The following is a 22,594-nucleotide window of genomic DNA, read 5'->3' as shown; positions in this document are numbered from 1 at the left end:
AAAGCGGCGGCCCTGCAGGGGGCCTGGCTTTTCCCGGTCGCTCCGGACGGCCTGGAATGGATCAGCGGCGGGGATCGAGACGAAAGACAGCTGCGGCGCATAGTTTGGACCATTCTTAAAAGCATGAAATACGAGACACTTTACTTGCAGCAAGGCTATAACGTGATCGAAATTCCACAAGCCGGGCAGAATGAATTTGTACGTTCGATCAGCGGAGCGGTTACCTTAAACTTCGGAATGCGGACGCATCCGATTATCGGCAAGCACCTCAAGTCCGAATTACGAATAGCGACGATCATACCATCGCGGAAACGAAAAAAGATCATTATGCGCAGGGTTACATTCTGAAACGCCCTGATTCTCATGATGCGTCTTCCAAGAAGGCTAAATTACTCTACGTAAAAAGATCGATTTTGAGAATAAACTTAAATAAGAAGAGGATTTAAAGGTTACATTTTTTTCTCTATTTAATCTTTTTTTTGAGATTTTTCTAAACAAAACAATGAGAAAGATCGATAAAGAAGGAAGTGAATAGAAGAAAAACAGAAATAATGCCTTTTTATTTCACTAAAAGCTCTTAGTGAATTTCGATTTAAGAATATCTTATAATTTGGTTACATTTTCTTTACTATTTACTTGGTGTATTGTATGATTGTCAAAGTTGTTTATTTTAAAAACGCCGAATTCTTATTTTAGAAGCGGGGGAACCATTCTGGTGAATTAATTTCTGTCTTTTCAGAAATTATAGGGAACTCCAACCGAACCCAATCAGCTAACCTCGTAGGCTTTGGAGGGAATATTGTTTTGAAAAAAATTTCTTTGGTTTTAGCAGGAGCCATTTTACTATCTTCTTTTTCTGCATCGGCAGTCTCTGCAAGTGAATCGTTAAGCGAGAGTATCAATGAATATATCGGTGTTCCTTACAAATGGGGAGGCACAACTAAGAGCGGTATGGATTGCTCAGGTTTTATCCTTGCGGTAATCGACCATTTTAATATTAACCTACCACGTGTGTCTAGAGACCAAGCGAAAGTGGGTACTCCGGTTTCCAGAGAGAACTTGCGTCCGGGAGATTTAGTGTTTTTTAATACATTCGGTAAAGGTATTTCTCATGCCGGAATCTATGTAGGAAATGGGGAATTTGCTCATTCTTCTAGCAGTAAAGGTGTGAGAATTAGTCCTATGAATCAAGGATATTTTAAAAATAAATATGTAACAGCAAGAAGAATAACAAGCACCAGTACTTATCAGCATATGGTCAAATCATAAAACAAAGATTAGATCATAAGAGTTTGAATTTCCGTGCAATTTTTAAAGATTTGATTTGTTAGACATTATTTTAATAAAAAGAAATAGACCGTCTTAAGTGGACGGTCTCTTTTTTATAAAAAAAGCACTTATGCAGACAACTGCCGGCAAATTTCAGCACATTTAAAGCAGGCTTCGGCACATTTTTGACAATGCTCCATATCGTGCTTTTTGCACTCATTGCCGCATTCTTCGCAAATAGAAGCGCACAGTTCGCAAATTTGTTTGGCATACTCGCTACCACGTGCCATCATGGAAGCAGCGAGTTGACAAATGTCCGCACAGTCACGATCAAGTTGAATGCATCGACTCATGTGACCTGCATGGCCTTCTGAAAGACAAGCTTTGTAGCACTGATTACAAATGACCATGCATTTCAAGCATTCCTCAATACAATTTTGAAGTTGTTCGTTCGACATCGCAATTCCTCCTTTTTTTTCATTCGTGTGAAGATTAAACTGTCTATAATCTTGTGAAACGAAGCGATAAATGAGATTCTTCACATCTTCTTCACAATTTTAGTAGACGATTAGGAGGCTTAATAGAATGAAACATATACTTGTTGTAGACGACGAAGATAAGATCCGAGATGTAGTGTCGAGTTATTTAAGCAAAGATGGTTTTCGAATTGAAGAAGCTATTACAGGAGAAGAGGCTTTAAGCAAAGTTCGTCAAACAGCCTTCGATTTAATTGTTTTGGATTTGATGCTTCCAGATATGGCCGGAGAAAAAGTGTGTCAAACTATTCGTTCATTTAGTTCTCTTCCGATACTAATGTTATCTGCTAAAGCTTCAGATAATCATCGAATCCGTGGCTTATCGATAGGTGCGGATGATTACCTAATCAAACCTTTTGATCCTAGAGAAGTCGTTGCCCGTGTGCGCGCGATTCTTCGGCGTGCTAATGAAAACCATATTTTAGCAGACAAAGTGACTTATGATAACGGAAGACTGATTATTAATGCCGTGCAACAAAAAGTGATTTGCGAAGGGCAAGTCGTTAATTTAACGCCCAATGAATTTAAAATCCTTATGCTACTCGCTCGGCAACCCAATCGCCTCTTTACAAGGGATGACTTGGTTGATCGAGTACTTGGTTATGATTTTGAAGGGAGTACCCGTACGATTGATCAGCATGTAAAAAACCTTCGCTCTAAGATAGAAAAAGACCCTAGAAATCCATATATGATTCAAACTGTTTATGGAGCAGGCTATCGATTTCAAGGGGATCTATAATGAAAAAAACCTTATATACGAAATTGGTTTTTTTGTTTGTTTTCATGGGCATATTATTATTGACACTGACAATGTTAACTTTACTTATCAGTATTCATTATCATATGAGTCTTTATGTCCAACAAGCAGGAACCATTCCCTCTAATATTATTAAGTTAAATCATCATTTAGAGGAAGCGTTACTGCAAACTACATTATGGACGTTTATCATTTCTGTTTTTTTAGCGATTTTTCTCGGCTTGCGTATTGCTAAGCAGATTTCCCGGCCACTTATTCAAATGAAAGAATCAGCCGAGTTAATGCGAAGGGGCTCATGGGATATACGGATTCAAACAAATACCGACGATGAATTAAATGATTTGGCTTCTTCTTTAAATCATCTTGCGGCGCAGCTACAAATACAAGAAGGCCTACGCTCTACTTTGTCGGAAGATATTGCTCATGAGCTTCGCACGCCCTTAACTACGTTGAAAAGTCATATGCAAGCTTTCCAAGATGGCATATGGGAGCCAACACCTAAACGAATCTATTCCTGTTACGAAGAAGTAGAACGACTGATTAAATTGGTGGCAGATTTGGAGAAACTGAATGAAATGGATTCGCCCGAATTTTCCTTGAATTTAAAGAAAGAAAAATTAAATGAAGTGATAGTGAAAAGTATGGAAGTGATGGGCGCTGCATTTGTTGAAAAACAAGTGAATTTAAAATTTAAAGCAGCCGAACAAATTGTGGTCAATGTGGATCGGGATCGTATGTTACAGGTGATGATCAACGTTTTAAGTAACGCGCTCCATTACACACCCACGGGTGGTTCAGTATGTATTGAAGTTTTTAGGGAAAAAGAAAATGTCAGGATACAGGTGCAGGATTCAGGAATTGGAATTTCTGAACAAGATTTACTTCACATTTTTGAACGATTTTATCGAGGAGATCGATCAAGGAATCGAAAAACAGGCGGTAGTGGAATTGGGCTTGCAATCTGCAGAAAATTGGTTGTGGCTCATAATGGAGAGATATGGGCTACAAGTAAACAGGGAGCAGAAATTTATATTCGACTCCCGGTATCTTCATAACTTCTTCACATTTTTCGTTTAATCTAAATGAACAAGATACTAGGGTGAAAGGAAGTCTATATTAGAGATAGAAAGGGAGTCTTTAACATGAAAAAAGGATTAATAGGGCTTGGGATTTTTTTAATAGTACTGCTTAGCGCTTGTAGTAATAGCAGTACAGAAAATAATAACCAAGCAGATACGGGAACTGAAGCGACTATGGAACACGGAAACATGGAGCATTCTGGTTCAGAAGAACTTCCAGAGGGTCTTAAAGAAGCGGCTAATCCTACATTTAGTTTAGAAAGCCAAGCGGTAATTAATGCCGATCATATGCCCGGAATGAAGGGTGCGACCGCTACAATTGTCGGAGCTTATGATACCACTGTATACGCAGTATCCTATACGCCAACTACCGGAGGAGAACCCGTGAAAAATCATAAGTGGGTTATTCAAGAGGATCTAGAGAATGCAGGGGATACTCCTTTTAAGCAAGGGGAAACTGTAGTTTTGGCAGCAGATCATATGCCTGGAATGAAGGGTGCTACAGCAACCATTGATTTTGCTCAATCCACTACTATTTATATGGTAGATTATGTTCCAACAACAGGAGGAGATCCGGTTAAAAATCACAAATGGGTAACAGCGGATGAACTAACCGCTCCTTAAGAATATAGAAAAGAATTCAGGTGTCATTTTTCCAATAAAAATACGCTAAGCCCTAACGAATATAGGGCTTAGCGTATTTTTAATTTATTGGAATTAAGAGTTTAAACGTTATTAGTTTTCCTCCTAATCCTTTTCAAAAAGTAAAATGATAAGAAAGGAGATAGATTAATCAATTTGCTTTGGGAGATTCAAGCGTTGGACGAGTATTGTTGAAATAGATAATTTAAAGTTTCGCGGTCTGAGCGGCAAGGCAACTCAAATTGATTTTCATAATTTTCATGTCCTTTACCCGTAATCGCAATACAGTCTCCTTGCCGGGCTTGATCCCAGGCCCATTCAATTGCTTTGGTCCGATCTGCAATGAAGTAAAGGCACCTGTTAGAACGCTGCTTTATCATCGATTTCATCTCTTCGATAAGCTCAGTTGCATCGACTCCTTTGGTATCATCCAACGTTAATATAACAATGTCGCTAATTCCGGTTGTAATATTTAACATGATTTCTCGCTTAGAGGGGTCACTATTTCCTCTAAAACCAAACAAATGTATCAATCGGCCCATTTTGCGCGTCTGTAAGGTTTTTAAAAAATGATTGAAGCCATCAGGAGTATGAGCGTAGTCAACAATACATTCTGCCCCAGCAGGATGAGCATAGACTTCAAATCGACCGGGAACGCCAGGAAACGTGCGGAAAGCTTGTATAATAGATTTAGCATTCACTCCCATGCGTCGTGCTGTAGTCCAAGCTGCAAGCGCATTGTGAGCATTATATAACCCTGATAGAGGCAGTTTCACCCTATAGAAATTATGCTGATCTTCACAGATCTCAAATTCTAAAGGTGATTCTGAAACCACTCGGCTGATTCTTATAAAATCATTGGAACGATTACCGTAAGTCTTAACAGAGGTACGGCTGGTTAGCAGCTGTTCACTTAATTTCCTTCCCCAAAAATTTCCACTGAATACAACGGCTTCGCCCTGCCCTTTTATTTGTTGAAATAAGCGGGCTTTTGTTGCAAAGTAACGCTCTAATGAATCATGATAATCCAAATGATCATGCGTTAAATTTGTAAATATAGCAAAATCAAAATCTATGCCGCTGGTACGTTCCTGATCAATGCCATGAGAGGAGACCTCCATGATCACGACTTGATCCTGGCTCATGTCGAGCCATTGGTGCAACTGAAGCGCATCCGGTGTAGTTTGTGCAGAATCGAACTCGTTCCCATTAATGCGTTGACACACCGATCCGATTAGCGAGCAAGAGATCTCGGCTGTCTTTAAAACCTCATACAATAAGTGGGCAGTTGTTGTTTTTCCATTGGTACCCGTGATTCCAATCATTGTATGTCGATTGGAAGGTTCTCTGTAATAGCAACTAGCTATTTGAGCTAATGCTAGGCGGGCATTGGCAACCTGATAATAAAGAATGCTTTGTTCTATGTTCGGATCAGCTGCCTCTCCAACAAGAACAACCGCACCTGCTTGTACAGCCTGTTTCATGAAGTCGTGGCCATTCACCTCTTTTCCTGGGATCGCTACAAACAAGTCTCCAGGCGCTACCTTATTTGAGTGAAACTGAATTTTCTGTATCGGTACGTCGTCTGCAGTCGTACCCCATATCAAATTATTTTTAAGGGCATCTCTCAAATTCATAAGTTTCCTCCTCGTTGTTTACCCATGATGTGTTTAACACTAGAGAATCTAGATTTACAGTGTTATAAAGTTTTTGCTCTTACCAACGAGGTAAGTGGCTTGTTTTATATCTAACCATGGACTGAAACAAAGCTGTTTACCTCAAAATAATCTTTTTCCAGCGCCATGACAATTACACGAATTTATGTGAACAGAGAAAGGACGCTAAGATAAAAAAAGCTTTATCTTAATCTTACTATCGTTTAATCAAATTAAAGCGTTATGAATAATCCCTGATTTACAACCCTTCGTGTTCCCGCAGCCCCTTCCATTCCTTCTTAAATTTCAAATTGCTTCTTCATTGGTTATGATTTTGTAGTCAATAAATTTTTAAATAAGAATCTAATTAGCGGGAAAGGCAGTACTTCTTCAATAAGTAGCATTTTCGAATACTTGGCATTTTTGAAAATAAATCATGTTAATACCTTAAAGAATCACTGGTTAAGAGAAAAAGGCATAATATGCTACTAAAACTCACTTTCTTTTATAAGGAAGGTAAACAAGCATATAAGGTATTACAATAATTTAATGATCAACGTTTTAAATTGGAGAATTACGTTTTTTCATGTTTTTAGCCAGTCTAATGATAACGAATACTTATGTAGAACTGTTGAAGAACGTCTTCAGTAAAAGCATTATGTATTCAAGAATTAGCTAAGTACTTGGAGAGCAAATTTAAATAATTTTCCGGATCCGGGTCACTTTGCCTCACTGCTATACTTAGCTAACCTTTTTATATGAAGAAAGGCAGTCGAATGCGGAACGATCGAGGTTCGGCTAACATGTAGACTATCTTTAAAAGCATGGGTTTACGCACAGCGGAAAAGATGCCTAAAAACCATTCGTAAATGTGGTAAAATTACTTTATTGATGCAAACTAAAGTATGGTGGACTTTACGAACACTAAAAGGGAGGGCCTGACTTTGATTATAGGATATTGCCGCGTTTCGACCAAAGAGCAGAATCCGGAACGGCAGCGTTTGAAATTTTTGCAGTTAGGGATTCCGGAACGTTTTATTTTTGAAGATAAAGCCAGCGGGAAAGATTTTGAACGGCCGCGGTACCAGGCAATGCGGGATATGCTGCGGAAAGGTGATTTGCTGTATTTGGACTCTTTGGATCGCTTGGGCCGGGACTATGACGGAATTACACGAGAATGGAAATACATCACGCAAGAGGTCCTAGCAGATATTGTTTGTCTAGATAATCAGGATTTATTCGATAGTCGGAAATTCCGAAGTATGGGGAAGATCGGCAAGCTGCTGGAAGATCACATGCTTAGTCTACTGGCTTATGTTGCAGACGTTGAACGGAATAAAAATTTGGAGCGGCAGCGTGAAGGTATTGCGGTAGCTCAAGCCAACGGTGTGAAGTTTGGCCGACCGGCCGTAGAGATCGGAGAAGCGTTTATCCGGATGTATGATTCTTGGAAAAAAGGAGAAGTGACCGCGACCGCCGCTTATACAGCGCTGGGAATGTCCCGGACAACGTTTTATAAGAAAGTGAAGAAGTGGGAAGAGAAGCTTCAGTTCCAATAGAAGCGAAAGAATGAGACTTCTGCGAATGAGCCAAAGGAGTAATCTATGCTGAACGGACCTGAACAAAAATTGCTGCGTGTTTTAAAGAATTTTTCCCGAAAAGAAGAGAGCTTTAACTTGAGCTGGTCACGCCTTGAGCGTACGACCGGGAAAGATAAAGCAGTCTTGATGGCCCGGCTGCAGGAGCTTCAAACCCAGGGCTACATTGTATGGGATGGATCTGCGCTGGATTCGATTGAATTTTCCAAACGCCCCGAAAAAACGCAAGCTTCCGATCGCCAGGATGGGATGCGCTATTTTACCGAACATTGATACCAGCCCGATCCATTTCAACCCGTTTAAAAGCTCAAGCTTTTAAAGACTCAAGGTCAATTTCATAAATCCATTCGAGAACCGGAAATCGGGTAGGGCTCACGCTACCGGCTCTAAGGCGGCGATAAAGCAAGAGCCGCCGCCTAAGACCCGCTACGCGCCGCTGTCCGCTACTGCGGGCGATAACTACGGCCCCTAAGCGGCAGAGCCGCAAAGGGGCCGTACGTTCCTGCTCCTCGCTTAACGCGGCCACGGAGCGAAGATCAAAAGAAAAGATCAAAAGCAAAAGAACCAGAAGAGGAGAACCGGCACGCCGGTTCTCTTTTTATTTTGTCTGGATCCGCGCGCATCATCCGTGCGGCTGCCTTCTCCTGAAATTTTCGGCCAGGTCTTTCGCACCGTTTCGCTAATAGTAGTCGAACACAAGGAACCTGGATCTGCAAGGCGAGCAATCTTTTTTGCCTTTGATTGAAGAGAAAAGGCAGGCAAAAAAGATTGTCGGCCTACGGCTACCCTTGCATATTCAGAACCCTTGTGTTGTGGAGACTACGGCGAAACGGTATACGAAAGACCTGTCCTTTGAAAATTTCATACGAAGACAGCACGACACCACGGATCGCTTCCGGATCCATCCAAAGAATTAAAGATTCCGCTCAGGCCGCTCGGGCCGGCTCACCGGTTCCGAAAGCGGAAAGGGCCAAGCCGGAAAGGAGGTGATGCGAGCGGCGAAATCAAAATTTGAGCGTTTCGATAGGCAAACAAAAACTAGGAAAGCGAGTGATGATTATGCGTACAATTCATGCACCGTATGTTCGGCATTGGATGAAACAGCTTAAAGAACGTTCTTGGCCGCTGACTCCTCAGGCAATGGCGTTTATGGATGCTTTTCAGGCGAAAATCGAAAGCGGGGAATTTTGCGTTAGTTTTCATCCGATGGGACGCGAAGAACTGCTTATGGGCGCAGTAGAGTCTTGGATTTATGACCGACAAATCGAAAATGAAAGGGGTGGAAACTACGATTGGGAAGTAGAAGAATTGATTGCTAATTTTCACTCAAGCGATTTATATTCCGAGTTTGACCGTTCCCCATTTGTAGGCACTTGTAAGCAATGCGGGCAAGCGAACCGGGATATAAACCGATTTTACATGATTGATACCGGAGAAGGTGAACCGGGCATCTGTCATTACGGGTGCGACGATGTACGAAGCCAAGCCCCGGAAGTCGAGGTTTTGAAAATCGAGATTAAAGGCAAAACGCGCGGTTTTTGGAAATGGGGATTCTTGAAAAAAAAGAAGGAGAGTGAGTTCTATGTATAACACGATTGGGACCTGCGAGGATTGCGGACGCGAACAACGGTTTTTGAATCACGTAGACTTTTCCGAATGCGGAATCGAGGTTATCGCACTTTGCGCCTACGGTTGCGAGGATATGCGGAGTATCGCACAGCCGCCCGAAACGATGGTTCAAGCGGCCTTAGAAACGGAAATTGAGCGGTTGAAGCAAGAAGAACGAAAAGCGAAAGCCGCGCCTAATCAGACGGTGAGCGCCGAAGCGCTGACGGAGATTAAGCAAAGAATCGCCTTATGCGAGTATACCGGTAAGCAGAACGAAAGCGGGCGAATGGATGAGGGCGATTGGGTCCGAATCGTCGAATTGTCAAAGCGCATGGAAAGTGAAACCCGCCGCGCTATCGAGCAGTACGAAGCGATGCCGCAGAACGTCCAGGCTTTGAAAGCGTGGATGCAGTTAGGGCAGCAGGAACGCTTTTATAAGGAGCTTTGCCGCTATGCAGCCGGGCAATGTATGTAAAAAAGACGCTAACCGCTGTAACGGTTAACGTCCGGGGTTTTTAGTTCCGAGGGGGAACTAAAGGGTTTGTGGCCCATTGGTTCTCCCATTATACCACAACCTTTTTAGGAAATGGGAGGAAAATGTTATGTCGAATGTGATTTATCAAATGATTACAGACGCGATTTACGAGAAGTTGAAAGCCGGGGTTATTCCGTGGCGGCAACCGTGGGTAGCTAATGGGATTATCAGTTGGGAATCCCAAAAAGCCTATCGCGGCGTGAACTTGCTGTTGCTTGACCCCGGCGAATACGCCACGCTTAACCAAATCAAAAAAGCAGGTGGCCGCGTAAAGTCCGCCGAAATCAAAAACTATTACCGGGTTATTTTTTGGAAAATGGACAAGAAGACGGACGAAGAAAGCGGCGAGGAAAAATTGGTCCCGATTCTGCGCTTTTATAAAGTCTATAACGTGGGGATGCAATGCGAAGGCATCAAGCCGAAGCGTAAGACCGCGGGTGTTAAATTCGACAACCAGCCGATAGAAGAAGCGGAAGCCATCGTTTCCGGATACGCCAGCGGCCCGCGAACGGTTCATGTTCCCGGCCGGGCTTTCTATCGACCGGCCGACGACTTTATCAGTTTGCCGCCAATGGAAGACTTTTTCACCGCGGAAGATTATTATGCAACGCGGTTCCATGAAATGGTGCATTCGACCGGCCATTCGTCGCGGCTGAATCGGCCGGACATGCAGAACATCGCCGCGTTTGGCGACGAATCATACAGCAAAGAGGAATTGGTAGCCGAGATAGGCGCGGCGATGCTTTGCGGGGTATGCGGTATTGATAATAGTATACTTCCGCAAAGCGCGTCTTATATTCATTCATGGATGCGCCGGCTAAAAGAAGACCCGCGGTTAATCATTCAGGCCGCGGCCCAGGCTCAGAAGGCCGCGGACTATATCCAAGGTATCAGCTACGCGAACGAATAAAGCACGAGGGAGGGCAGCCGACGCGCTGCCTTCCCGGTTTATGAAAGGCGACCGCATGGACCAGAGCGTAAAGCCGCGGCCCCGATCCTGGCGAAAAAAATCGCTAAAGGCAAGGTAAAAATAGGCTTGAGCCTATTTTACTGATTATTGGAAGGCGAAAATCAAAAGCAAGGTCAAAAGCGTGGTCAAAATCGGCGCTGCCGATTTTCTTTATTTAAGGTCTGGCTCCTGGGGCGCGCTCCTGCGTGCTGTTTGTTGGTCCTGTCGTTGTCAGATCAACCTTCCGAGGTATTCGCTGATCGTATCCAAACATACTCCGCCTGGAAATTCAAGGCGAGCAATCTTTTTTGCCTTTGATTATATAAAAGCAAGGGCGGCAAAAAAGATTGTCGGCCTTCGGCTTCCCTTGATTTTCCAGGCTCCGTATGTTCCCGTTGGATCCGGCGAATACGCCATCGGAAGCTTGATCTTTGACAACTCCATACCCAACAAACATGGCACTTCGGGCTTGCCCCAGGAGCCAGACCCAAAGAGAGGATGATAAGGATGATCGTTGACGGAATTGAGTATCCAGAAGTGCAAGAAGTTACAGAGGTGCGCGTGTTGCGCTCGCGCCGCGGCTTTTACCTCGGCCGCGAGGCCGTCACCGAATGGAGTCACGGCGGCTATGTACCGTTTGACCGTTGTTCCGGATATTTCGACACGCCCGAGGAAGCCCGAAACGCATTAGAGCAGCGCCCGTAGGCGCTGCTCTTTTCGTATAACGGATTGGTTCGTGCAGCCTGATCGTCCCGCCTTAAAGTTCGCTTTCACGCGCTTATCAGGCAGTCTTTACAGTTTGGATTTTTGGTTCATTTCGAGAATGCTCTGAATGATAATGAAGATTTTTTCTTTCGTTTGCTGATCTTGAGTTCGCAGTAAGCCTAAAATTCCGTGCATCAGATCGTCCTCTTTTTGTCCGGCGTAGGACAGCATTTCAAAGAAGTTCATATCCAGCGCAATCGCAACTTTTTCTAATGTTTCGATCGTGACGTTATTTTCGCCGCGTTCTAAGCGCCCAATATAAGAGTAGGATGTACCGATCCGCTGGGCTATGTCTTGCTGCGTTAATCCTTGAGCTTTTCGGAGATTCCGAATCAGCGTACCGATTTGTTCGGCAGTGGAAAGTTCCATAGGTATGATCTACTCCTCTTTATAAGAGTGTAGACAAAAGCGAAGAATATTTGTGCTGACTAAAAGATACAAAACGTTCACTATATTGTCCTTAAAAGTTCCATCGTGTATAATTGTAAATATATTGAAACGCCGCTTTTCCAGCTTTTCCCGTTGCCTATTCGGAAATAGAAGCGTGGGATCGCAGCGCGTTCAATATAAGCGGGATTTCCGGGTCCATCGCAGTAAAGCTTCGTTCAGCCTAACGCTAACGGAGCTTTATTTGATTGTTCAGGTAAGTTCGGTTCTTAGGTGCAGATCAGCATTTTGCAGCAGCCGATCTAAAAGCTTGAGCTGCCCATCTTGAGCTGGCGAGATAAAAGGAATCATCAATCCTAAAGTCCAGACCGGAAATATTCAAATCCAAAACTTAAAGACAGTAATCCATAGATCGGGTAGGGCTCACGCTACCGGCTCTAAGGCGGCGATAAAGCAAGAGCCGCCGCCTAAGACCCGCTACGCGCCGCTGTCCGCTACTGCGGGCGATAACTACGGCCCCTAAGCGGCGAAGCCGCAAAGGGGCCGTACGTTCCTGCTCCTCGCTTAACGCGGCCACGGAGCGAAGGTCAAAAGCGAAGATCAAAAGCAAGATCAAAATCGAAGGTCAAAAGCAAAAGCAAAAGAACCAGAAGAGGAGAACCGGCACGCCGGTTCTCTTTCTATTTTGTCTGGATCCGCGCGCATCATCCGTGCGGCTGCCTTCTCCTGAAATTTTCGGCCAGGTCTTTCGCACCGTTTCGCTAATAGTAGTCGAACACAAGGAACCTGAATCTGCAAGGCGAGCAATCTTTTTTGCCTTTGATTGAAGAGAAAAGGCAGGCAAAAAAGATTGTCGGCCTACGGCTGCCCTTGCATATTCAGAACCCTTGTGTTGTGGAGACTACGGCGAAACGGTATACGAAAGACCTGTCCTTTGAAAATTTCATACGAAGACAGCACGACACCACGGATCGCTTCCGGATCCATCCAAAGAATTAAAGATTCCGCTCAGGCCGCTCGGGCCGGCTCACCGGTTCCGAAAGCGGAAAAGGCAAGATCGAAAATCCTACAAATTGAAAGGAGGTGATGCGAACCGAAAATGTCGGGAAAGGAGGTGAATAGGATGCAATCGGAAATCGTGATTACGCTGGCGATAATCGCAGGGTGCTTACAAATCGGGGTTCAGCTTTTAGGAGTCGCAAAAGCGTTCTTCGAGTGGCGAACTGCGAAGTCAAAAACAAAACCAAGCAAAGCAAAAGGCTCCGACCGCGGCAAACGGTCGAAGCCCCAAAAACGAAATAGGCGAAGATAATTCCTAGCCGCCTAGCCAACGGCAGGGTAAGGGTCATTCCTGACCTTTACCCTTCCATTCTATCACATCAACCAGGGAGGGTAAACATGGAAACTCAAGCGATGATTTTAAGCATTATTGTCCTGGCAAGCACGGTATTGAGTGTCGTTAGATTTAGCTTCAAACGTGCAGCAAAGAAGCACCAGGAAAGCGGGGAATCGAAATGACGAGAACCGCGTTTGCATCATTTACGATCGTTGAAGGGCAGTTTAAAAAGGCGCAGGTCATTCGGGACGGCCGACCGGTAGAAATCACGCTGCAGAACAACGAAGAATACCGCCAGCTGCTCGCGTCACTGACTAGCGGATCCTGACAAATGCGAATCCGAAAAATCGAGCGCCGGGGAAATCACCCGGCGCAGCCCTTGAAAGGAGAAAAACCATGAAAAAAATGACCTACCGGTATTACCGCCACGGCGGAACAAGCCGGGCGCTGAAATGTGTGAAGCGGCTGATTGATAAAGGACGACTCAAAACCGGGGAGATCGTGACGATCCGGGGAAGCTTTACGCAAGAACGCTGGTATCGCTTGACGATCCGGACGGAAACCGAGCAATTTCAGTTTGACGGGTTCGCTTGGTTTTATGGCGGGGAAGGGCCGCGCGGCGTGCAGCAGGTTCTAAAGTGGCTTCTGGTTCCTGGTGAGATCATCGAGACGATGACCGATGTGAAGCACCAGGGCGATACGTTCACGCCGAATTGCTTTTTCATCCGATAAAAAGATAGTCGGCAACCGAATTTATGGAATAAAATGAACTTGATAGGAGGAATGGATATGGAGGAGATCCGAAGACTGGAAGATGCAATCGAACAGGAACGAGTGCAACTGTACGGGATGGCCGCGGCATACGGATTCCGAGATAATCGGACGATCCAGCAGTCGCAACGGCTGGATGATATTTTGAACAGCTATGAAGCGCTGGTAAAAGGAAAAGAGCCGACTGCATAAGCAATCGACTCAGGGCGAGTTACTTTCCGGGTCCCTCGCCCCTCTATTTTACCATAAAATGCGGAGAAAAGAGGGAGAAGCGATGCACGCTATTAAGGAGATCATCCGGATCCTGCCGGATGTCGAACATACAAGATCGAAAGAACTGTCCTTTCCGGTTATCGAGTACCGGCAATTTGATGATGAAGTGCAAGACGTTGAAATTATCCGGCATGTCAACGCAGTGATTCCGGAGCTAACGTTTTTAGCCTGGGTCCAGCTTTGCGCCGATTTGAAGCGATACGGCGTGAAAGAGGAGCATTACTATATGCGCGACTTGGTTCCTTATGAACCGGATCCGAGCGGCTGGGCCTATTTTACGCAAGTTGAAAGTAATCGCTTGTTTCATTCGACAAAGGGAACAGCTTCCGAAATGCTGCTGTATTACCTTCCAGAGTTTGAACGTTATGTCTTAGTCCGTCTGGACAGTCATGCGGGCCAGCTGATTTAAAATCGCCGCCGGCAAAATGCCGGCGGAACCCTTAATCCTGAAAGGAGAATGGATATGCCTACTTGTCCGTTTTGCGGATCGCCGCTCGAAGCCGCGACCGAACATTATTTTTGCTCTTTTTGTGACATGGAGATCCCGGCTGCTTCGATCCAACAAAACGGATTCAGAAGGCAACTACCGCCGCTTGAGCGCGTTTCTTCTCTTGAGGATGCAAAACAAAGTACCCAAGTGCTTTTAACAAAAGATAGCCACTATCTGATCCATTTACTGCGGCTGGTACGGGAGGAGCGCACCAAAGTTTATAACTATCTTCGTTTATTCAACAAGGTAGAAGACCGGCCAAGCGATTTAGAAGAAAGCAAAATCGAAACTGGGAACGTTTATGAGTATTGGACGCGGAAAGCCTGGATCATCGAGAACATTTTACGTGACCGTTCCGGATTTTATCCAGAGCGAATCACGGACGGTTACTTGACCGGGTTGGCGTCTAACATGACCCAATCAAACAAGAAGACCATGCGTTTTATGAGCCGAAAATAGTTGGCCGTTAAAGGAGCGTTAGAAGATGGAAAAACTAGACCGGACCGAAACAGAGCGCTTGAACCGATTCTTGCGTAGCATTTACCGGGATATACGAATGGCCAAGCTGGACAAAGCGAAAGAGAAGATCGAGCAGCTGGGCGTATCCATTGACGCGATGATCGAGCAGCGGGAAGAACAGGCCGACGATCAGGGCCAATCATAAGCCACGAAACCCGAGCAGGATGGGGCGACAATTCGTAAGTTTGAAGGTGAACAAGTTTAATTTGTATACTAGAAAGCTCGTTCAGGAATTATACTGAATGAGCTTTTTTTATTGCATCCAAGTCTTTTGGATCTGAAAAAATCGAAAGGCAAGGTAAAAATAGGCTTGAGCCTATTTTACTGAAGAAAGGCAACCGCGCGGATCCGGTCGCAAAACCATGCTCCCGGATCCGCGAAAGGTCAAAAGAAGCTGTAATCGGTCATTTTTTTGTTTACATATTTGTTTACATGTAAAACGTTTTTGATATAATAAAGATAGGTAATTTGAAGCGCATAAACGATCAGGCAGAAGATTTGCAATGTCCGGAATTGGAGGTTGAACATGCGATCGGTAAAACTCAAGCAGACAGCAGGAGAAAACACGGTTATTTTGACTATTCAAGATCCAAAAGCTAGCCCAGGATGGAGCCGTAATTGGCATAAAAAACAGGATGGAACTTTGACAATCCAAATTACGGAGGTTCCAGACGGTGTAACGGATGGACAAGTCTTGCATTTGTATAATCAGACCGGCGTTTATCATCGTCCGGATAGCGATTATATTGTTCGCTTTTCAGATCTGGAGCCCGGACGCATCGTGCAAGTTGGCCCGTCCGCTAATCGAGACGGCGGCCTGGTCAATTCGACAGAAGCCGCGGCGATCATAGGGATCACAAGGCAAGCCGTTTATCGACAACATTTAGCGAGCAGCAAAGAAAAGTATCGCGGCCAATTTCCGCGAGCGGTTAAGACTGATCCGGGAGGCGGCAGCCCGTGGTTCGATCGGGAAGCGATTGAAGTCTATGCAGCTGCGCGAGCCAAAAAGAACAAACAGGAGCGTGAAGCTAATGAAGCCGACCATGAAAATTTATAAAATTACGGTGAGTGCAGGTGCTTCGATTCACGATGAAGGAGTTCATCACGGGCTTGAGCCCTGGGGCCACGATACGCCCGTTATGAAAGGTTGGGACGATGAAGGAACCTTGTATTATGTTCCGGAAGGGTACGAAGTTGCGCGAACCACAGAAGGCCGCCTGGGGCTATTTGATGCGGCGGGTCAGTCGGTTGACATTTATACCAATTCCGAAAATAAACCATATATTTTAACCGACCATGAAATATTGATAATTCAAACTGCATAAGGGCTCACGCTACCGGCTCTAAGGCGGCGATAAAGCAAGAGCCGCCGCCTAAGACCCGCTACGCGCCGCTGTCCGCTACTGCGGGCGATAACTACAGCCCCTAAGCGGCAAGCCGCAAAGGGGCTGTACGTTCCTGCTCCTCGCTTAACGCGGCCACGGAGCGAAGGTCAAAAGCGAAGATCAAAGGCAAAATCAGAAGAATAGGACCAATACAAAAGAATAATTAAAAAAATCACTACATGAAAAATTCAAAATAGATAAGGCTCACGCTACTGCGGGCGATAACTACAGCCCCTAAGCGGCGAGCCGCAAAGGGGCTGTACGTTCCTGCTCCTCGCTTTACGCGGCCACGGAGCGAAGGTCAACTTCAAACCCTATTAAAGTTTGAAGTTTCGTTTACCCATTTCCAGTTATTTTGTTTACACTTCTTTGCATAATATCTTCTGTTGATCGCTTTAAATCAAAAGGTAATCCGCGTGGCTATGCGATTTATATAAAGTTGATTAGTGTTTTGCTCGCGTCAATTCTCGTTTAAAACAGTTTGTCCTGAATTTTTGTACACAAACGTTGATTTACTCGATTTTTCGTTAAAATACGCATATTCCGGAAAAATTTTTATTGTCATTTGTGCTTTGACAAACCCCATATCTGGTTATAGAATGAGTTTCACTGACGTAGATAATCCTATATGTAGTGACTGGTCTGCCCTCTGGAAAAGAGGTCATCGAATGCAAATTCAAGATTGGATCATTGTCACATTACATGTAGGGAATTTTTTGTTGAATACCTGGTCGAAAAGAAAAGATGTCGTGGATCTGGGGCATGCTGCAGTAAAAAAAATCAAGAAAGCAACCCAGTGGGTGTTCAAAAAAAAATAGCATCCCGAAGGATGCTACAACAGAAAGTGTCCATTTGTTTTGAAAGTTTAGGGGTAGGACCCTAAGCTTCAACATTGCTGCGGGCAGCAGTCGCTCGCATGTTTGTGATTCTTCGTCAGTGTCTTGGATCTTATCTCGATGTAGGAGTCGAGATAAGATTTTTTTTGCTTTTTTAAGACGTTTTACTACAATTTGTTGCCCAAATTGTTGAGCGGCCAATGTTCTCAGTCACATTCAGGCACACTTTGATTTGCGTTTTTTCATCTTAGCACCCTTTATATGATTTATCAAATCAAAAATAGGCATACCTTGATTACATGTAGGCTTGTATCAAATAGGATCCCGATTTTGCTTAAGTTATCTTCAAATTTCTCGATTTTTACAACTGCTTGTATTATATCAGCTTAAAATTGTGGTAGCTTGAGGGCGATCGGCAGCTGGCGGATCAGCATGGCAAAGGATAGAATAAAGTTCTACAAAGTGATCAATTCGTAAGCCGGTTGAGATCCACTTGGAAAGATCCGGCTATGACAGGAGAGTTATCATGTCTGACATTCAAGCAGCCACAGACGAGCTACATAACGCTTTTAAACGGCTTAATAAAGAGTTTTTCAATAAGGAGCTGCCGACGCCAGCCATTACAATTCAAGCGAGCGGAAAGCGTAAGGCGTTGTCCTGGTGCTCAACAAAAGAGATTTGGGAAGATAAAGACAGAACGATCAAACGATATGAACTAAACATAGCGGCCGAGCATTTAAATGCCGAGTTTATGGATGTGATGGAAAGTATGCTTCATGAAATGGTACATTTGTATAATGCGGTCAACGGGATCCAAGACTGTTCCCGCAATGCAACATATCATAATAAGCGTTTTAAAGAGGAGTGCGAGCGCAGGGGCTTTTTGTTTCCATCCCTGCAGCCTAATCCTAAATACGGATGGGCCTTTCCGATTTTGAAAGAAGGAACGAAAGATCGGATCAGACGGCTTCGTATTGATCCGGATGCTTTTGTTATTGCGCGTACCGGCGGAAGCAACGACGAATCTATAGAAGGCGAAGAAAGAGCTGCTGAAACCGAAAAGAAGTCGAACAGCTATAAATGGATCTGTCCAGTCTGCAGTCTAATTGTGCGATCAAGCAAAGACGATGTATTCATTATTTGCGGCGAACATAATACGCGTATGGAGAAATCGAAGAGCTAGCCGTCCCTTTGTCCAGGGCGGCTTGAGCCGGCCTAAATGCTTGAGCATTCCGTACAAATGGATATACATACAAAGAAGCCTACCAAGTTTAAAGCTGGTAGGCTTCTTTGGGCAGGTTGCCGAGCATTATTCTTCCAAATGTCTTGTTTGTGCTTGTCCAAAACCAGGTGGTAATCGGCGCTTTTTTTGCGATTCTTCCTTTTGGACGGGCGTAACTTCTGCTATAGGCGCGGTTTGTTCTTTTTTTTGCAACATGGGTTCTTCGGTAGGAGATTCCGCTGCTGGTGTTGGCGTGATTGCTTTTGCCTGTTGAGCCTTTATATATTGGCGAGCTGCAAATTTGAGGAATCCGGCCTGGCTCCCGAATTCCTCCATCGCTTGAATAACGTCACCATATTTTTCTTTATGCAGCGTCACATCAACTCGCACTATATTTTCGTCGGATTGGCGTGCCATAACGTCACTCCGATCTGCTGGCCACCGTCGCAAGCGCTGCCTTGTAGAATCCTAACGCATTTGCGATCTCGGAATCTTTTACAAAGCGTGCAAAAGGATATTCTCGTTTGGCTTCTGCTTGCTGCAGCAGGTTCGATGTTCCGCCGGTGAATAAAACATGATCAATCTTGGTACTTCCTTTAAGTGTTGTAGATACAGTGTTCATCACATCGCGGGAATATTTCGAGATTGCTTTTTCGACGTGTTCCGTGATGCTGAACGATTCGTTTTTGTTTGGTTTATAAAAGTATCCTTCGCGCGGATCAGAGTGACGAAGAAGTTGTTCGACTTCATATGAAGTAATCCCCCGGATTCCGGATTCTACGACCAAACGAACGATCCGATCATAGAGTTCATGAGCGCCGGTTGGTTTTTGCGCGTGAGGATCACTCAAGTTCATGTTTTTCAAGGTATCAACCAACAATGTACCGCCGCCAATATCAATCACGGCGATCTGTTCTTCCAGCAAAGATTCTTGATCGTCAATAATATAGCCTTCGTTATCTAAAACTTCATTATATGCAGTTCCGGCAGGCTGCGGATTCACAATGACTTCCTTAACGCGAATGTTCATGCTTTCGTCATTGATTATGACGTTGTGATCGCCTAACAAGGTTTTAGTGATGCTGTCGATCGACGTATCATTGAAGTCTTCTGTAGGAACGCCAGTTGTAACAATGACTTCTAAGATACCGGTTTTGGATTCAGGGAAATCTAAGGCCAGCTGCCCTATGGCCATGTCTGCCAATACCGCAAATTCTCGGCGACTATAGCGATTTTGAAATCCGATTGTAGAGATGAATTTATCTTCTGCGTGGACCCGGTGTAAATCGGTTCCCCAAGCATACTCGTAATCTGGATCCTTACCGGATTTATATTTGTTAATGTCTAAGGTCGCGCTGGCGACGGCTGTACGCTGATCGCCCAGGTCGGAGTAATCAAGAAAATGCGCCGGAAGGATTTTAGCTTTGATCGGATTCGTTTTTTCCTTACTACCTGATGCGCCAATGGTTTTAGAAGAAACCAATTTCACTTGTTTATTTCCCAAATCTAACGAAAAAATTTCCATTTGCCTTCCTCCTTTGAATATACCGGTAATGTACCGGTATGTTTCTAATCCTATAACTTATTATACCGGTAAAATACCGGTATGTAAAGTTTTTATACCGGTATTTTACTGGTATTTTAAGAGAAAATTCATGCTCCGTTTCTTTTTGAAAAGAGTATTTACCGGTATTTTACCGGTATTAATTGAAGCCAAAAAAGGGAAACCATTTTCCAGATCGGAAAGGGTTTCCCTTAAAGAGCGAATCAAAACGCTTGCAAAAAAGCTGATTTGGTGGCAAGATTAGAAACATACACAGACTTACAGACAAATCTAACTAGTTGATTTTATAAAAAAACAAAAAAAAGCACCAACCCCACATTTATGAGAAAGTGTATCTTTGGCGAGAAGCCTTCCTCATAAACGCCCAAGAGTGGCGCTTTTACTGCTTTTCGTATTTGTAGGTATATTATACCCTACATACGAAAAAAAAGTAAAGCAAAACTCTTAATTTCCTATGGCCTTTTTAACAAGGTTGGTGCGGAAAAAAGGAGTTTTTTTCATGTCTGCAAATAACCCCCAGGCCCTTGCGCCTGATGATGGCCTTTTTAGGCTTTTATTCCGCGATCAACTCAATGAAATGCCCGCGCCGAAGCGTCGAAAGTTTCGAAAAGGCCGCGAAGGAAAGGATTCTTTTGTCTTTAACGACAAATGCGGCTGGGTCTTTCTTTGTGGCCAGAACCTCGCTAAAGCTAAGTCCTGCTTGACCTATCAAACCTTATCCAACCTAGCGCAGCACCATACATACTACACACCAAATACTTTCTTCCAACGCGACGAACGCAAGGAAGCGCAATTGCGTTGGCTGAATGCCTTTATTCTTGACGTTGATGTGAAAAACGGAGAAAATACCGGCCTGATCTTACCGGATCTGCTCGATCGGATTGACGCTGCGGGCTTACCACAGCCTTCATTCGTCGTTCAGACGCCTTCCGGGGGGTATCATGTCTATTTTGTGCTGAATGAGCCTCGTAGGGCCTATACAAACGCTATAATGCGCTATAAAAAGCTCCAGCGGGCTATGACGACGGCGATCGGGGGCGATCGGCAAGCTGTCGGAGCAGGAAGATTCTTTCGTCTGCCAACGGCAGCCAACGTCATTTATCGGACGGATCAGACGGTGAGTTTTGAAGAACTGAATGACTGGTATGCAATTAACGATTTTGATGCTGCTACGAGCCATTCTCAGCCGCTTTCCGGCACTATTCAATTCACTGGATTGCTGACTCAAAAAGCCCTTAAAAAGCTCATTTCAGGGGCTTTTGTAAAGCCTGGTAAACGCGATTCTACGGCCTATACATTAGCCCTGGCATTCAAGGTTAGTGGTTATTCTGCAGCCGAAGCAGAGGAGCATTTACATACTTGGAATCATCGGATTTCAGACCCGTTAGACAGTTTTGTTATCAGTCAAAAAGTGCAAAGTGCATATGCCGAAAGTGCGCCCGCTGGTCCTACGAAAAAGTGGATTGAATATCTATCGGATGAGAAATTTACGTACGTAAAATGGGAACCGGCAAAGGCCAGATCTGAACGCAAAACGAGTCATTATCACGAGTGGGCTACCGACGTTGTAGATGCTTTACGCGCGCTTCCGGATCATACTATTTCCGGGCCACAACGTGACCTTGCGGCATCGTGGGGCATGTCAGTTTCGAGTTTCCAAGAAGTAATCAAGCTGCTGCTGAAATTGGAAAAAATATCAGTAGAAATTGTTGGGAAAGGAAGAGGGGCAAAGACCGTAATTCGGTTGAACACAGATTCCAATATCGAAATTTTCAGCTCAAGCCATAAAGAAAAAAAGGATCCGAAGGCAAAGAGACGTTGCCGATCCAGCCGATCCACCAATGCTTCCGGAGCGCTGTTAGATGGCCAGGATAAAGCATCCGAAATCCTAATTTCAAAGCCCGAAAAAAATGTACCAGATTCAAATACAGGCTTTCTGTATGTCCTGGAACGGGGGGTGGGTGGGCGCCCTCTTGGGTTTAGTTCGCCCCGGACCAGATCCCCAGATTTTCCTTGAGCTGCTAACTAATAGTAATCCTTTTGCGCCCTGAACTGGTGCAGTGTTCCCAGTTTTGCAGTCGGGTAGACTCAGTTTGTGTTCGCATGCCCGTTCGTAATTTCGGGCTTATATTCTCATGCAGCCTGCTTGATCCTATGGTACATTTTAGGTAATTCCTTACAGACAAAGCTTTGACAATAGAGGGCCACTCCGCTGAACCCAGCCTGTCCGGGTATAATCCACTCACACTCTCTCTGTTGTCACTTCTTGAAGAGCATAAACCCTGCCGCTACGCGGCCGTCCTCACACAAACAGTCACGGCACTCCACTTTGTTCCATTCCGTGACTGTTTGTGTGAGGACGGAAGATATAGAACAACGTACGGAAACAAAAAAAGAAAGAAGAAGTGAGAGTAGAGA

General features: G+C 44.5%; 25 protein-coding genes, 1 pseudogene and 1 riboswitch. Of the genes and pseudogenes, 21 read left to right on the top strand and 5 right to left on the bottom strand.

Translation table 11 applies throughout. The features are described 5' to 3' along the window. Both CDO73_RS26350 and CDO73_RS26345 read left to right on the top strand, forming a co-directional pair. Positions 1 to 348 (top strand): annotated as a pseudogene (locus CDO73_RS26350) (hypothetical protein); the annotation flags it as partial. Between the two features lie 319 nt (positions 349 to 667). Beyond that, a riboswitch (cyclic di-AMP (ydaO/yuaA leader) is annotated at positions 668 to 802 on the top strand. 2 nt (positions 803 to 804) lie between these two features. Next, entirely contained in the window at positions 805 to 1,269 is a 465-nt protein-coding gene (locus tag CDO73_RS26345) for a C40 family peptidase (protein ID WP_087801714.1), read from the top strand. 128 nt (positions 1,270 to 1,397) lie between these two features. Here the strand turns inward: CDO73_RS26345 and CDO73_RS26340 are convergent, their stop codons facing one another. Further along, positions 1,398 to 1,727: a four-helix bundle copper-binding protein gene (locus CDO73_RS26340; protein WP_087801712.1), complete on the bottom strand. Its 330-nt coding sequence runs from the start codon at positions 1,725 to 1,727 to the stop codon at positions 1,398 to 1,400. A 127-nt stretch (positions 1,728 to 1,854) separates the two neighbouring features. Here CDO73_RS26340 and CDO73_RS26335 point away from each other — a divergent pair, with 127 nt between their 5' ends. From CDO73_RS26335 to CDO73_RS26325, 3 genes are all read left to right on the top strand, one after another. Beyond that, positions 1,855 to 2,544: a response regulator transcription factor gene (locus CDO73_RS26335; RefSeq protein ID WP_087801710.1), complete on the top strand. Its 690-nt coding sequence runs from the start codon at positions 1,855 to 1,857 to the stop codon at positions 2,542 to 2,544. Then, positions 2,544 to 3,617 (top strand): sensor histidine kinase, encoded by a 1,074-nt coding sequence (locus tag CDO73_RS26330; protein ID WP_087801708.1) that lies wholly within the window; start codon positions 2,544 to 2,546, stop codon positions 3,615 to 3,617. The genes CDO73_RS26335 and CDO73_RS26330 overlap by 1 nt, the downstream gene beginning before the upstream one ends. Positions 3,618 to 3,704: 87 nt before the next feature. Further along, the gene (locus tag CDO73_RS26325) at positions 3,705 to 4,265 is read left to right on the top strand and encodes a YdhK family protein (RefSeq protein WP_087071494.1); all 561 of its coding nucleotides are present in this window, start codon (positions 3,705 to 3,707) and stop codon (positions 4,263 to 4,265) included. A 188-nt stretch (positions 4,266 to 4,453) separates the two neighbouring features. Here CDO73_RS26325 and CDO73_RS26320 read toward each other — a convergent pair whose 3' ends face one another. Continuing rightward, a complete protein-coding gene (locus CDO73_RS26320; protein WP_087801706.1) occupies positions 4,454 to 5,920 on the bottom strand; it encodes a UDP-N-acetylmuramoyl-L-alanyl-D-glutamate--2,6-diaminopimelate ligase in 1,467 nt (488 codons plus the stop codon). Between the two features lie 923 nt (positions 5,921 to 6,843). Between CDO73_RS26320 and CDO73_RS26315 the strand changes: the two genes are divergently transcribed. The 6 genes from CDO73_RS26315 to CDO73_RS26290 all read left to right on the top strand — a co-directional run bounded on the left by CDO73_RS26315 (position 6,844) and on the right by CDO73_RS26290 (position 11,333). Further along, positions 6,844 to 7,497 (top strand): recombinase family protein, encoded by a 654-nt coding sequence (locus CDO73_RS26315; RefSeq protein ID WP_373447183.1) that lies wholly within the window; start codon positions 6,844 to 6,846, stop codon positions 7,495 to 7,497. 45 nt (positions 7,498 to 7,542) lie between these two features. Beyond that, the gene (locus CDO73_RS26310; protein WP_088491447.1) at positions 7,543 to 7,809 is read left to right on the top strand and encodes a hypothetical protein; all 267 of its coding nucleotides are present in this window, start codon (positions 7,543 to 7,545) and stop codon (positions 7,807 to 7,809) included. A 780-nt stretch (positions 7,810 to 8,589) separates the two neighbouring features. Continuing rightward, positions 8,590 to 9,126 (top strand): hypothetical protein, encoded by a 537-nt coding sequence (locus CDO73_RS26305; RefSeq protein ID WP_088491446.1) that lies wholly within the window; start codon positions 8,590 to 8,592, stop codon positions 9,124 to 9,126. Next, a complete protein-coding gene (locus tag CDO73_RS26300; protein WP_087801696.1) occupies positions 9,119 to 9,619 on the top strand; it encodes a hypothetical protein in 501 nt (166 codons plus the stop codon). The genes CDO73_RS26305 and CDO73_RS26300 overlap by 8 nt, the downstream gene beginning before the upstream one ends. Positions 9,620 to 9,746: 127 nt before the next feature. Next, complete coding sequence (locus CDO73_RS26295) at positions 9,747 to 10,589, top strand: ArdC family protein (RefSeq protein WP_088491445.1); 843 nt, start codon at positions 9,747 to 9,749, stop codon at positions 10,587 to 10,589. A 546-nt stretch (positions 10,590 to 11,135) separates the two neighbouring features. Next, a complete protein-coding gene (locus CDO73_RS26290) occupies positions 11,136 to 11,333 on the top strand; it encodes a hypothetical protein (protein WP_087801771.1) in 198 nt (65 codons plus the stop codon). 87 nt (positions 11,334 to 11,420) lie between these two features. On the opposite strand, the gene CDO73_RS26285 is transcribed toward CDO73_RS26290, so the two are convergent. Beyond that, positions 11,421 to 11,762, bottom strand: coding sequence for a helix-turn-helix domain-containing protein (locus CDO73_RS26285; RefSeq protein ID WP_087801769.1), 342 nt, complete (start codon positions 11,760 to 11,762; stop codon positions 11,421 to 11,423). Between the two features lie 1,750 nt (positions 11,763 to 13,512). Here CDO73_RS26285 and CDO73_RS26270 point away from each other — a divergent pair. The 9 genes from CDO73_RS26270 (at position 13,513) to CDO73_RS26235 (ending at position 18,573) form a co-directional block, all read left to right on the top strand. Further along, positions 13,513 to 13,848 (top strand): hypothetical protein, encoded by a 336-nt coding sequence (locus CDO73_RS26270; protein WP_256972859.1) that lies wholly within the window; start codon positions 13,513 to 13,515, stop codon positions 13,846 to 13,848. Between the two features lie 57 nt (positions 13,849 to 13,905). Continuing rightward, the gene (locus CDO73_RS26265; RefSeq protein ID WP_143536032.1) at positions 13,906 to 14,079 is read left to right on the top strand and encodes an aspartyl-phosphate phosphatase Spo0E family protein; all 174 of its coding nucleotides are present in this window, start codon (positions 13,906 to 13,908) and stop codon (positions 14,077 to 14,079) included. Between the two features lie 82 nt (positions 14,080 to 14,161). Further along, complete coding sequence (locus CDO73_RS26260; protein WP_088491442.1) at positions 14,162 to 14,569, top strand: hypothetical protein; 408 nt, start codon at positions 14,162 to 14,164, stop codon at positions 14,567 to 14,569. A 54-nt stretch (positions 14,570 to 14,623) separates the two neighbouring features. Further along, positions 14,624 to 15,109: a hypothetical protein gene (locus tag CDO73_RS26255; RefSeq protein ID WP_087801759.1), complete on the top strand. Its 486-nt coding sequence runs from the start codon at positions 14,624 to 14,626 to the stop codon at positions 15,107 to 15,109. A 25-nt stretch (positions 15,110 to 15,134) separates the two neighbouring features. Beyond that, positions 15,135 to 15,314 (top strand): hypothetical protein, encoded by a 180-nt coding sequence (locus tag CDO73_RS26250; protein ID WP_087801757.1) that lies wholly within the window; start codon positions 15,135 to 15,137, stop codon positions 15,312 to 15,314. Between the two features lie 381 nt (positions 15,315 to 15,695). Next, entirely contained in the window at positions 15,696 to 16,226 is a 531-nt protein-coding gene (locus CDO73_RS26245; RefSeq protein WP_088491441.1) for a helix-turn-helix transcriptional regulator, read from the top strand. After that, complete coding sequence (locus CDO73_RS26240; protein ID WP_088491440.1) at positions 16,201 to 16,494, top strand: hypothetical protein; 294 nt, start codon at positions 16,201 to 16,203, stop codon at positions 16,492 to 16,494. Before CDO73_RS26245 ends, CDO73_RS26240 begins: the two co-directional genes overlap by 26 nt. Before the next feature lie 728 nt (positions 16,495 to 17,222). Beyond that, the gene (locus CDO73_RS26930; RefSeq protein WP_179218840.1) at positions 17,223 to 17,372 is read left to right on the top strand and encodes a hypothetical protein; all 150 of its coding nucleotides are present in this window, start codon (positions 17,223 to 17,225) and stop codon (positions 17,370 to 17,372) included. A gap of 544 nt (positions 17,373 to 17,916) precedes the next feature. After that, positions 17,917 to 18,573 (top strand): SprT-like domain-containing protein, encoded by a 657-nt coding sequence (locus CDO73_RS26235; RefSeq protein ID WP_088491439.1) that lies wholly within the window; start codon positions 17,917 to 17,919, stop codon positions 18,571 to 18,573. A gap of 126 nt (positions 18,574 to 18,699) precedes the next feature. Here the strand turns inward: CDO73_RS26235 and CDO73_RS26230 are convergent, their stop codons facing one another. Both CDO73_RS26230 and CDO73_RS26225 read right to left on the bottom strand, forming a co-directional pair. Continuing rightward, positions 18,700 to 19,029, bottom strand: coding sequence for a hypothetical protein (locus tag CDO73_RS26230; protein WP_088491438.1), 330 nt, complete (start codon positions 19,027 to 19,029; stop codon positions 18,700 to 18,702). Positions 19,030 to 19,033: 4 nt separating this feature from the next. Further along, positions 19,034 to 20,137: an Alp7A family actin-like protein gene (locus CDO73_RS26225; protein WP_088491437.1), complete on the bottom strand. Its 1,104-nt coding sequence runs from the start codon at positions 20,135 to 20,137 to the stop codon at positions 19,034 to 19,036. 538 nt (positions 20,138 to 20,675) lie between these two features. On the opposite strand from CDO73_RS26225, the gene CDO73_RS26220 reads away from it, so the two are divergent. After that, a complete protein-coding gene (locus CDO73_RS26220) occupies positions 20,676 to 22,193 on the top strand; it encodes a primase C-terminal domain-containing protein (protein WP_088491436.1) in 1,518 nt (505 codons plus the stop codon). The last annotated feature ends 401 nt before the right edge of the window (positions 22,194 to 22,594 follow it).

The organism is Saccharibacillus sp. O23, from assembly GCF_002205895.1.
GTDB lineage: Bacteria > Bacillota > Bacilli > Paenibacillales > Paenibacillaceae > Saccharibacillus.
The sequence above is the reverse complement of the archived record's forward strand: the minus strand, read 5'-3'. Positions and strand labels throughout refer to the sequence as shown.